This window comes from Delftia sp. ASV31 (assembly GCF_016428765.1).
Lineage (GTDB): Bacteria > Pseudomonadota > Gammaproteobacteria > Burkholderiales > Burkholderiaceae_C > Comamonas > Comamonas acidovorans.
Genome location: NZ_JAELTK010000077.1, coordinates 18,150 through 29,760 on the forward strand (window position 1 = coordinate 18,150; position 11,611 = coordinate 29,760).

General features: G+C 65.3%; 6 protein-coding genes. 1 reads left to right on the forward strand and 5 read right to left on the reverse strand.

What is annotated here, in order from left to right:
- Positions 1-54 precede the first annotated feature (54 nt).
- The 3 genes from JHD82_RS22710 to JHD82_RS22720 are packed head-to-tail and all read right to left on the reverse strand — an operon-like array spanning position 55 to position 5,737.
- Positions 55-1,476 (reverse strand): TolC family protein, encoded by a 1,422-nt coding sequence (locus tag JHD82_RS22710; protein WP_199138922.1) that lies wholly within the window; start codon positions 1,474-1,476, stop codon positions 55-57.
- Positions 1,463-4,567, reverse strand: a complete 3,105-nt coding sequence (locus JHD82_RS22715; protein WP_199138923.1) for an efflux RND transporter permease subunit — start codon at positions 4,565-4,567, stop codon at positions 1,463-1,465. Before JHD82_RS22715 ends, JHD82_RS22710 begins: the two co-directional genes overlap by 14 nt.
- A gap of 21 nt (positions 4,568-4,588) precedes the next feature.
- Positions 4,589-5,737, reverse strand: a complete 1,149-nt coding sequence (locus tag JHD82_RS22720) for an efflux RND transporter periplasmic adaptor subunit (protein WP_012201959.1) — start codon at positions 5,735-5,737, stop codon at positions 4,589-4,591.
- A 793-nt stretch (positions 5,738-6,530) separates the two neighbouring features.
- On the opposite strand from JHD82_RS22720, the gene dinG reads away from it, so the two are divergent.
- Positions 6,531-8,705 carry an ATP-dependent DNA helicase DinG gene (gene dinG / locus JHD82_RS22725; RefSeq protein WP_199138924.1) on the forward strand — a complete coding sequence of 725 codons (2,175 nt, stop codon included), beginning with the start codon at positions 6,531-6,533 and terminating at the stop codon, positions 8,703-8,705.
- A 1,546-nt stretch (positions 8,706-10,251) separates the two neighbouring features.
- On the opposite strand, the gene JHD82_RS22730 is transcribed toward dinG, so the two are convergent.
- A complete protein-coding gene (locus JHD82_RS22730; RefSeq protein ID WP_199138925.1) occupies positions 10,252-10,914 on the reverse strand; it encodes an acyloxyacyl hydrolase in 663 nt (220 codons plus the stop codon).
- Between the two features lie 175 nt (positions 10,915-11,089).
- A partial coding sequence (locus tag JHD82_RS22735; RefSeq protein ID WP_199138926.1) for a Spy/CpxP family protein refolding chaperone occupies positions 11,090-11,611 on the reverse strand: 522 nt, incomplete at its 5' end.

The window sequence follows — 11,611 nt, forward strand, 5'->3', positions numbered from 1 at the left end:
CCCAGGGTCCGACCGCCCCTCCCGCACAGCAGGAGGGGAAGGGCGTCAAGCGCCTCAGGGCGCTGCCCACATCGGCAGATCGCCGCTGGCCACGCGCACCTGCCACTCGGCCAGCATCATTTCCTTGACCAGGTCCAGGTGCTCCAGGCGGTGCTCGTTGATCGATCCCAGCGAATCGATCAGCTCCAGGATGGAGCCCTGGCCCAGCTTGTAGGCGTCCTGGGCCATCTGGTTGAGCGGCGCGATCTGGGCCAGGCCCTGCTTTTCGTAGGCGCGCACGGCATCGCGGCGCAGCTTCAGTTGCTTGATGGCGCGCTGCAGCTCGGTGCGCGCCTCGATCAGCGCGGCGTCGTAGCGCAGCTGGGCCTGTTCGGCCTCGACCTGGGCTCGGGCGATGGGGCCTTCGCGGCGGTCGAACAGCGGCAGCTCCACCGACACGCCGATCTGGTTGTAGTTGCCGTCAAGCCGGTTGCGCACGCGCGCCACGCTCACGCTGGGCGTGGGCAGGGCTTCGCGGCGTTCCAGCTCGACCTTGTGGCGCAACTGGTCCAGCTCGGCCTGGGCAGCGACCAGGACCGGCAGGCGCTGGCGCGCAGCTTCCCACAGCTCTTGCTCGTTGAGCAGCTGGCCCACGGGCACGGCCTGCAGGCTGCCTGTGGCGCGCGGCGCCCATTGGGGCAGGGCGGCCAGGGCGGCGGCGTGCGAGGCGGCGTCCTGCCAGTCCGACTGGGCCTGGCTGACCTGCATGGCCATCTGGGCCTGCTGCAGGCTCAGGCGTGCGCCGTCATAGCGGCTGCGCGCGCCGGCCTCGATCTGGCCGCGCACGATATTGCCTGCGCCGTTCAGCGCCTCCTGCGCCTCTTCCCAGACCTTCAGGCGCTGCTGCGTCATCAGCAGGTCGATGAAGGCCGTGGCTGCATCGTTGAGCGTGGTGGCCACGGCCACCTCGACATTGGCACGCGCCGCCGTCTCGCCCTTGCGCGCGTTCTCCATGCGCAAACGCCGCTGGCCGAAGATGGGCAGCGGCTGCTCTATGCCCCACTGCTTCTCGCCCGGCTTGCTGCTGTACGACGCCGTGGGATTGGGAAACGCCGCCGCCGTGCGGCTGTCCGCCTGCGCAATCCCGATCTGCAGCCGCTGCGCCGCCAGCTGGGGCTGATTGCGCACCACCATCTGCAGATACTCCTGCATCCCCACCGGCTGCTGCGGCGCAGCCGCCGGAGCCACCTCGGAGGCAGGCGCCGCAGTGATGGCCGGCACAGCGGGCACAGCCTGCTGCGCAAGCGCAGAACCCGCCCCGCAGCACAGCGCCACAGCCACAAACAGGGCCCGATAACGGGCGCTGCCTGCAAAACCGGCGCGACCAAAAGCCTGGGACACCGAGCAAGAGCCGCCTCGCGGCGAGGGCGTCGTCCCCCCCGCGAAGCGAGAGGGGGAAGCGGCGAAGCCGCTCAGGGGGCTATCACTCTTTTTCATCGAGTTCTTCCTGCGTCAACATGTTCTTGGGGCCCAGCAGCGCATAGAGCACGGGCAGCAGCACCAGGGCCACCAGGGGCAGCACCACCATGCCGCCCACGATCACGGAGGCGAAGGGCTTTTGCGTCTCGCTGCCCACGCCCGTGGACAGCGCCATGGGCAGCAGGCCCAGCAGCGCCAGCAGCGCCACGAGCACGATGGAGCGCATGCGCTCGGCAGCGCCCTCGACCAGGGCCTGCATCATGGGCATGCCCTGCCGTCGCAGCTCCTCCACGGCCGAGATCACCAGCAGGCCGGCCAGCGCCACCTGTCCCAGCAGCGCGATGAAGCCGATGGCCGCGCTGATGGACAGCTCGATGCCCGCAAAGTGCAGGGCCGCGATGCCGCCCACCATGGTGAAGGGCGCGCACAGCAAGATGATGCCCGCGCTGCGCGCCTGGCCCAGCGCGCCGAACAGCAGGGCGTAGACGATGATCAGCGACAGCGGCACCACGATCTTCAGGCGTGCAGCGGCGCGCTGCTGGTTCTCCCACTCGCCGCCCCAGACGGCCTGGTAGCCCTCGGGGATCTTCACGTTCTTCTTGAACGTGGCCAGCGTGTCCTTGACCACGGAGCCGATGTCGCGGCCTTCCACGTTGAACTTGAGCGCCATGTAGCGCGCATTGCCTTCGCGGAAGATGGAGGAGTTGCCGATCTTGATGGCGACCTGGCCCACCGAATGCAGCGGCACCGAGCCGCCGTTGGGCAGGGGGATGGCGATGTTGCGGATGCGCTCCTCGTCCATGCGGTCCACATAGGGCAGGCGCACGCGCACGGGCACGGGGTACTCGCCCTCCCACAGCGTGGTGGAGATGTTGCCGGCCAGCGCAGCCTCCAGCGTCTTTTGCGCGGTCTCCATGGCAATGCCCTGGCGCGCCAGCGACTGGCGGTCGAACTCCACGTGGACCTGGGGTGCAGGCGCATCGCGGTACAGGCCCAGATCGACCACGCCGTCGATGTCCTTCACCAGGTCCACGGTCTGCTGCAGGATGGAGCGCAGCTGCGGAATGTCGGGGCCGAAGACCTTGAGCACCACCTGGCCACGCGCGCCGGACGTCGATTCCTCCACGCTGTCGCGGATGGGCTGGGCGAAGTTGAACGACACGCCCGGAATCTCGCTCAGCGTGGCGCGCATCTGCTCGATGAGCTGGGGCTTGGTCAGGCCCTTGCGCCATTCGCCGTGGCCCTTCAGGCGCACCAGCACCTTGGCCAGGTTCAGCGTCTCGTTGTCGGTGCCGGACTCGGGCCGGCCCTGCTCGGTGGTGACGGTGATCACCTCGGGGAAGGTCTTCAGGCGCAGGCGCACGTCGCGCAGCACTTCCTGGCCCTTTTCCAGCGAGATCGATGCGGGCATCTGCACCAGCACATAGGCATCGCCCTCATCGAGTTCGGGCAGGAACTCCGTGCCCAGCCAGGCGGCCGACACGCCGGCAGCCACCAGAATGGCCAGCGAGGCGACGACGATCATGGCGCGGCGGCGGCCTGCGTCCAGCACCTTGGCAATCCAGTGCTGGTAGCCGTGGTGGGCGCGGTCGAAGATCTTGGGCTCTTCCACCATCACGTGCTGGGGCTTGAGGAACAGCGCGCACAGCGCCGGCACCAGGCCCATGGCGAAGACCAGGGCACCCAGCAGCGCGAAGCTGTAGGTCATGGCCAGCGGACGGAAGATGCGGCCCTCGATGCTTTCCAGCGAGAACACGGGGATCAGCGCCGCGATCACGATGGCCATGGCGAACAGCGTGGGCTTGGCCACGGCCACGGCCGAGTCGATGATGATGTGGCGCATGTCCGCCTGCGTCTGCGGCTTGCGCATGCGGGCGTTGCGGATGATGTTTTCGGCCAGCACCACGGCGCCGTCCACCATGATGCCGAAGTCGATGGCGCCCATGGAGATCAGGTTGGCCGGCATGCCCAGCAGGTGCAGGCCGATGAAGGCCACCAGCAGCGACAGCGGGATCACCGTGGCCACGATCAGCGAGCCGCGCAGGCTGCGCAGGAACAGCCACAGCACGCCCACGATCAGCGTGGCGCCGAACAGCAGGTTGTGCTGCACCGTGCCCAGCGTGTGGCCGACCAGGTCGGAGCGGTCGTAGTTGGTCTCCATGTGCATGCCCTCGGGCAGGCCGCCGTCATTGAGCGCGGCCACCTTGGCATGGATCTGGTCCAGCACCACCGAGGGGTTCTCGCCGCGCTTGAGCAGCACAATGCCCTGGACCACGTCGTCGGCATCGTCCATGCCCACCGAGCCCTGGCGCGGCGTGTGCGACTGCACCACGCGCGCCACGTCGCCAATGGTCACGGGCGCGCTGCCGCGCATGGCCACGACCACGCCCTGGATCTCCTGCGGCGTGCGCAGCAGGCCGATGCCGCGGATGATCAGCGACTGCTCGCCCCGGCGCATCAGGCCGCCGCCCACGTTGCGGTTGGACTTGGACAGGGCATCGCTCACGTCTTCCAGCGACAGGCCCAGCGCATACAGCTTCTCGGGATCCACCTCGACGTGGAACTCCTTGACGAAGCCGCCGATGCTGACCACGTCGGCCACGCCCTGCACCTGCTTGAGCACGCGCACCACGCGCCATTCCTGCTCGGTGCGCAGCTGCGCCAGCGTGTGGCGGTCGCTCTTCAAGCGGTAGTAGAAGATCTTGCCCAGCGGCGTGTAGTCAGGCGCCATCTCGGGCGTGACACCGTCGGGCAGATTGGCCTGGGGCAGGCGCTGCGACACCTCGGCGCGCGCATGGAAACTGTCGGCATCGTCATTGAAGACGAGGTTGATCATGGCCAGGCCGAAGTAGCTCTCCGAGCGCAGCGACACCAGGCCCGGCGTGCCGTTGAGCTCGCGCTCCAGCGGCTGGGTGATCTGGCGCTCCACCTCCTCGGGGGCCAGGCCCGGCGCCTGGGCAATCACGCCGACCTGCACATTGGTCACATCGGGATAGGCCTCGATGGCCGTGTGCAGGTATGAATACACGCCATAGATGGCGATGATCAGGGTGGCACACAGGGCGACGAGCCGCCGGTGCACCACAAACGCTATCAGGGAACGCAGCATTGATGAGTCTCCTGGCCGCGATCAGAGCAGCTGGCTGGCTGCGCCGTCGAGCAGCAGGCCACCGCGCACGACGATCTTTTCACCCGACTTCAGGCCCGACACCACGGGCACCATGCCGCGCGAGGGCCGGCCCAGCACCACGGTGCGGGCCTCGAACTGCTGCTCGCCGGTCTGCACGAAGACGATGCTGCGGCTTTCATCCTTGATGAGCACGGCCGTCACGGGGATCAGCATCTCGTGCTCGTTGGAGACCTGCAGGCCCACGCGCGCCTGCATGCCGGAACGCAGCACGGGGTTTTGCGCATCGAGCTGCACGATGACGGAGGCGCGGCGCGACTCCTTGTCCAGCGTGGCGCCCAGGTGGCGCACCGTGCCGGTCAGGGGCTTGGGCAGCTGCGGCACATCGACCTGCACGGCACTACCCAGGCGGATGCCGGGCAGATCGCTTTCAAAGACATCGGCCACCACGTTCATGGCGGCGGGATCGCCGATCAGGAACAGCTCGCCGCTGGGCTCGACCGAGGCGCCGACCACGGCCTTGCGCTCGGCCACCACGCCGGCGCGCGGCGCACGCAGCACCAGCCGGTCGCCGCCGCCTTGCCCCAGCAGCGCCGACGTGCCCTGGGCACGCGCCAGCTCCTGGGCCGACTCGCGCAGCTTGGCCTGGGCCGCACGCAGATCCACTTCCACGCCCACGCCCTTGTCCACCATGGTCTGCTGGCGCCGCACTTCCACGGTTGCCACGTCATGCGCGCTGCGGGCAGCTTCCACCTCGTAGCGCACGCGCAGTGCCTCGGGGCTGACCAGGGTGGCCAGCTCGTCGCCGGCCTTGACGATGTCACCCACGTGGGCACGAACCGACACCACGCGCGCGGCCAGCGGCACCGAGACAGTGGCCACGCGGTCCTCGGCAAAGGCCACACGCGCGGGCGCCCAGGCCATTTGCGTGCCCTGCGGATCGGCCACCACGGCGATGTCCAGCATCTTCAGCGACTCGGGCTTTACCCGCACCACGCCGGCCGGCGCGGGCGCCTGCGCGGCAGGTTCGTTCTGTGCCGATGCCTTGGATGCATCGCAGCCCGCCACAAGGCAGGCCACGGCGATGACAGCGCATGCCGATGCCGCCGGAAACCGGGCTGCCTTGGGCAGGCCCGCAAATGTCTTGATCATTCTTGCCCCTTCAATCCATGCCTGGAGCGCAGGGACTGCAGCGAGCCGACCCTTGTCTCCTGAGATGAAACAGATGCTAGAAAACGCATCTTCCTGCGTGCGTGAAGCCTTCATTACCGTTTGGTAAGACATTCGCGTACCTGGGCCGGCGCCCGGGGCCGATCTCCGGCAGTGATCGCCTGCGCTTTTTCGAGAACCAGCGCGATCCGCTGCGCCGCCGCGGACCTGCCGCCTGCGGTGCACCAGGGCCCCAGCCGCAGCGGCCGCAGACCTGTGGATATCCCGGGGAAAAACGTGCTCTGCAAAGCCAAAGATCTGCACAGGCCCTGTTTTCCACAGTGGTGACAACTTCCACCATCTTCTGGAAATCGTGGGAAACCTGAATCCATGAAAAACCCGTTGCAAATCAACGGTGAATGGCGACAATCATCCAATCAATCCACAAGCATGCCAACAACATGCACACAGGATTGATCACAGGCCGAACGCCCTGGCCGCTGTGGGCAAGACTGTGGATGCAGCCACGCGCATGGCCATCAACGGCCATGGGAACAATCCAGGAACAGCCGGTGGACAGATGTCCATCCCGGTGACCGATACCCACCTGTGCACACATGCGATTGGCGGGTTCAGTGATCCATATGACGGGCAGCTTGTAGGCTGTACGGCATACGAAAAACGCGCTTTGTGCGCTGTATTTCATAAGATTTCGCATCTTATTTAATACATATCACTGTACGAATCTTTATAAACAGATGGACCAAGATGATCCATCTGGTCAAAACACGCCGAAATGCATGAAAAAAAATGGGCTGAACAGGCCCTGAAATCCTTTGATGACGTGGTCGGGGCCATCCCAGGGTTCCGAAATCGTGAGGGGCAGCGAAAAATGGCAGCCCAGATCGCGCAGACCTTCAGCCAGGCCCAGCTGGGAAAAATCGATGAGGGCGCACCGGAGCCCACCCGGTCCATTGCCGTGGTGCAGGCCGGAACGGGGGTGGGCAAATCGCTGGCGTACAGCATTCCCGCCATTTCGATGGCGCTGGCGCGCGGCACCCGGGTGCTGATTTCCACGGCCACCGTCGCCCTGCAGGAACAGCTGGTGAACAAGGATCTGCCCGCGCTGGCCCAGCAGCTGGAGCAGCCCTTCAAATTCGCGCTGGCCAAGGGGCGGGGCCGCTTTGTCTGCAAGCTCAAGCTGGAACGGCTGGCCAGCACCGGCGAGGCCCAGGACGAGGATCTGGACGATCTGTTCGCCGAGGAAAAGGCGCAGGCCCAAAGCCGCGTGGCACGCCCGGCCCAGGAGCTGGAGGCGCGCATGCAGTTCTACAAAAGCATGGCCAATGCGCTGGCGTCCCAGGCCTGGGACGGCGACCGCGACTCTCTGGAGACCCCGCCCGAGGCCGAGGCCTGGAGCCCCGTGGCGGCCGAATCCTCGTCCTGCACCGGCAAGCACTGCCCGGCCTTCAGCAACTGCGTCTATTACGAGCGCCGCAAGGACCTGGTGGCCGCCCAGGTCATCGTGGCCAACCACGATCTGCTGCTGTCCTCGCTGGGCGCACGGCTGCTGCCCGAGCTGGACAACTGCCTGCTGGTGCTGGACGAAGCCCACCATCTGCCCGCCACGGCGCTGGGCCAATTCGCCGGCGAGATGGACCTGAGCCGCCTGGGCTGGATAGACAAGCTGACCAGCCGCGCCCTGCGCGTGAACACCCTGGTCGAAGTGGAGGAACTGGCCGACCTGCCCAGCCATGCCAGCCAGTTGCGCCAGCAACTGCAGGAACTGGCGCGCCTGGTGATGGAGCTGTACGGCGATACGCTCAAGTCACAAAAGGACAGCTGGGGGCCGGCGCGGGTGCGCGCACCGCGCGGCATGCTGCCCGAGCCCCTGCTGGAGCCTCTGGGCAAGGCCGCCCACCATGCCAACAGCTTTCTGGATGCGCTGCGTGCCATCTCCAAGGCACTGCGCGCCGCCATCAAGGACAATCCAGAGGAAGCACGCAGGCTGTCTACAGCTTATGCACAGGTTGGCGCACTGGCTCCCCGCCTGGAATCCGTCTATGACACGGCCCAGCTGCTGATGCAGCAGCCAGCGCAGGATGACGACAGCAGCCGCGTTCCCAATGCCAAATGGTTCACGTTGGAGACAGATGGCGAGTACATCGTGGTCAAGGCCCATGCCAGCCCCATCCTGCCCGGAGCCATGCTGCGCCACCATCTGTGGTCCCAGGTGCGCGGTGCCGTGCTCACGTCGGCCACCCTGACCAGCTGTGGACAATTCGACTTCTTTTTGCGCGAGGCAGGCCTGCACGACGATGCGGCCGTGACCACGCTGGAAGTGCCCAGCCCCTTCGACTACGCGCGCCAGGGCACCCTGGTGGCGCGCGAGACCGTGGCCGACCCCAAGGAGGCCGCCCGCTTCACCCAGGAGATGGTGGACGCGCTGCTGGGCGACCTGTCCCACGTGCAGGCCGGCGCCCTGGTGCTGTTCACCTCGCGCGAGCAGATGCGCCTGGCGGTGGATGCGCTGTCCACGGCCATGCGCTCGCAGGTGCTGGTGCAGACGGCCATGCCCCGCGCCCTGCTGCTGGCCCGCCACCGCGACGCCGTGGAGATGGGCGAGCCCTCCATCATCTTCGGCATGCAGTCCTTCGGCGAGGGCCTGGACCTGCCCGGCGCGCTGTGCGAGTCCCTGTTCATCACCAAGCTACCCTTTGCCCCGCCCGATGACCCCGTGGGCGAGGCCCGGGCCGAATGGCTGCGCAGCAGCGGCCGCAACCCCTTCAATGAGCTGGTGGTGCCGGCCACGGCGATCCGCCTGGCCCAGTGGGTGGGCCGCGCCATACGCACCGAGGAAGACCAGGCCCATGTGTATTGCTATGACCGGCGCCTGGTGAACACCAGCTATGGCCAGCAGTTGCTCAAGGGCCTGCCGCCCTTTGCCTTGCAGCGCCGCCCGGCACGCTGAGCCGGACCCTGTGGAAAGCATGCGAAAAACAGGCAGCACCCTGTCGCCACGGCATTCCATTGCATACGCAAGTCATTGATCACGGCTGGTTTTTTCAATCAGCGAGCCTGCCGGTTGCCCACAGGCCACTTGCACACAGCCTGTGGGCAACCGTATTTCCCGGCTCCCGCATCTCCCTGCATGCCCTCTGCAGCACGGTCCCGGATCCCGCGGGATACCGCTGGATCTCGCAGACCGTGCCTGCTCCCAGGCCCGGCCATACCCGCCAACAGGCCAGCAGAACGCCCAGGACGCGCTGGCGCGTGCAACCCAGGGCCTGACAGCTGCCAAGCCCCCACGGTCCTCTGCAGGCCGCTGAAGCGCTCGGGCTGATTCACGTCCTCTTGCCCTGGTGCGCCAGCAGCCATCACTTTTCGTGATTGCCCTTGCCTGGACTGGATCGGCTGCTCCTGATCTGGATGCGCAGTCCTCTTGCAGGCCGACAACAAGGGGTTGAATTTTTTTGAATGACCGAGCACTGCCTCTGGCGCATCCGTTTGCGTCCGCCGGCAGGCCGCGTTTTCCTGAAGTCTTCCACGTCCAGTGCACAGCCCGTTGTGGAAAAGCGGCCGTTGCACAGCGTTCCTGCGTGTCCGCGAGGAAGTCTTGTCTTCGTGCGTCTTCGTGCATACGGCCATGGCGCGCGAGTCGATCCGGAATTTTTTTGAACACAGGCGCGCCAATTTCGCTGGAGCAGTCCCTCGTCTGGACATGCCCAGGCTCCAGACAACCTGGCACGTCTGTTTTTTTGAAAAACCGTTCGGCCTTCGCTTCCCGCGTGACTTCGCCTTCGGTTGTTCTTTGATCTTCTTATAAAGAATAGTCGTAGTAGTAGAGGCATGGCATCTCTGTGGATAACTCAATATTCCTCAAAAAAAACAATGTCTTGCCCGATTGAAAAACATGTGATCAAAGCCCTGTTCCCGGTGTCTCCCGAACGGGGATAGTTTGCCTGTTTCGATTTTTTCTGTGGATAACTGTTGAGTTGGTCTTCATCTATCCACAGTTTTGTGCGAGGTGTATTTTTTCCTTTAATGCACTTTAAGTTGTTGATCTATAAGGTTTTTTTTGTTTACCCAGATGAAAAGAAGGCTTGCCAGACATGGATGAGCACATGGTCTGGCAGTGCTGTGACCTGTTGACAGGCCGTTTTTCCTGACGAACCGGCTGCCTTTTTTTATCCCGAACGGTCTTGCCGCTGTGAAAAACCGCCCTTGGCTGTTATTCCTATCTCTCTTATTTTTTAGTTAGTAGTAGTAGTAAGTGAAGCGCTTAATTGTTGATAACTGAATTTATCTTATAAAAATCAACAACTTAAGACACTTAAAACCCTGTGGTGGATGCAGCTTCGCTGCTGCACCCGTTTTGGGCACAACTTTCCATGGCGCATCCTCCTTGTGGATAAGCAGGGATTTACGAGATTTTTATGCCCAGGTTTTTCCACAGGGCGGCCGAGGACAAAAAAAGACCACCTCGAAGGTGGTCTTGCCGGGATCCGCAACAGTGATCAGAAATGGTGGGCGTAGCGCAGCTGCAGGAAGTTTTCGCCGGGGTTGGGTTTCTTGATGCCTGCGTTGGAATGGTGCTCCAGCCGCAGCACCAGCTCATGCTGGCCCTGGCTGCCAAACAGGTAGCCCACGCCGATATGGGTGGCGAAGTTGTAGCGCGTGGGGAATTCCTTCTCGTCCGTGACGTAGCGCCGGTTCAGCGCCCAGCTCAGGCCCACGCCGGTTTCTGCAAACCAGGGCGACTGCCCGTTGCTGGGGCGCCAGCGCACGGTGGGATTCACGCCGATGACCCAGGTGCCGCGATCGCGACCCTCCAGCGGCGCCGACCAGCGGGCGCCCCAGACATCCCAGTAGCCGCTGAGCTGGCCACCCCACAGCGCATGGCGCCAGTTGCGCCAAGGCACGGTGACGCCCACGGTCCAGCTGTCGGCACTGTGCTCGGCCGCGCCGTATTGCAGGTACATGGAGGGGGTGGATTCCGGCGTGGACTGCGCCTGCGCCGACAGGGGCAGGACGGCCGCTGCACCGGCCAGCAGCACGGCGGCAAAACTTGCGGGTCGTCCTGGTCGCTCTAGTCGCTCTGAAAGTTCTGGTGGATGTTTGCGCGCCGTTGCGTTGTTCTGGCAGCTGGATGGCGTCGTTTGAGTGTTTTTGGGGGCCATGATCTTCTCCGGGGCAGCACACAATGCTGTGCCTGTTCCACTCTAGGCAGTCCGGGGAAGATCGGGGAGTCAGCAAAAAAGCCCTTGCACTGTCGGCCGCCTGACAAGGCGTCCGTGCAAGGGCTGGCGCAAGCAATCCGGCTGCCCGCTGGTGGCGGGCAGGCCAGGTGGCTGCTTACTGGGCGGGTGCCGGGGCAGGGCGGGCCTGGCCGCTCTTGTGGTCATGGCGCGGGCCGTGGTCCATGCCGTGGTGGCCGGGGTGGCCCTTGTGCAGCGTGGCGGCATCGAAGGTCTTTTGCTGGCTGGCATCCAGCTGGGCGTAGAAGGCCTTGGTGGCTTCGCCGCGGCGATCGGCATCGGCCGCGCGCTGGGCGCGCATTTCACGCATCTTGTCGATGCGCTGGGGCGTGGTCAGCTTGGCGAAGTCCTCGCGCTCCATGCGCTGGGGACGCTCGCCGGGCTTGAAGGTGGCCGCATAGGTGTTCCATGCGGTTTCCTGGGCCGGCGTGAGCTTGAGGTCGGCCTTGAGCTTGGCGATGCGCTGCTGCATGTGCTCCATGCGGTCGCCGTGCTTGTGCATGGAGCGATCGGGCTTGGGTGCCGTGGCGGCGGCGGGGGCTGCCGGCGCGGCGGTCTGGGCGTACGAGGGCAGGGCGAACGATGCCAGCAAGGCGGTGGCAGCGGCGGCGCTGGCGAG

Excerpts from the sequence above, each read along its gene's own strand:
- JHD82_RS22710 (WP_199138922.1), bottom strand. The coding sequence starts at position 1,476 with ATGAAAAAGAGTGATAGCCCCCTGAGCGGCTTCGCCGCTTCCCCCTCT.
- JHD82_RS22715 (WP_199138923.1), bottom strand. The coding sequence starts at position 4,567 with ATGCTGCGTTCCCTGATAGCGTTTGTGGTGCACCGGCGGCTCGTCGCC.
- JHD82_RS22720 (WP_012201959.1), bottom strand. The coding sequence starts at position 5,737 with ATGATCAAGACATTTGCGGGCCTGCCCAAGGCAGCCCGGTTTCCGGCG.
- dinG (WP_199138924.1), top strand. The coding sequence starts at position 6,531 with ATGCATGAAAAAAAATGGGCTGAACAGGCCCTGAAATCCTTTGATGAC.
- JHD82_RS22730 (WP_199138925.1), bottom strand. The coding sequence starts at position 10,914 with ATGGCCCCCAAAAACACTCAAACGACGCCATCCAGCTGCCAGAACAAC.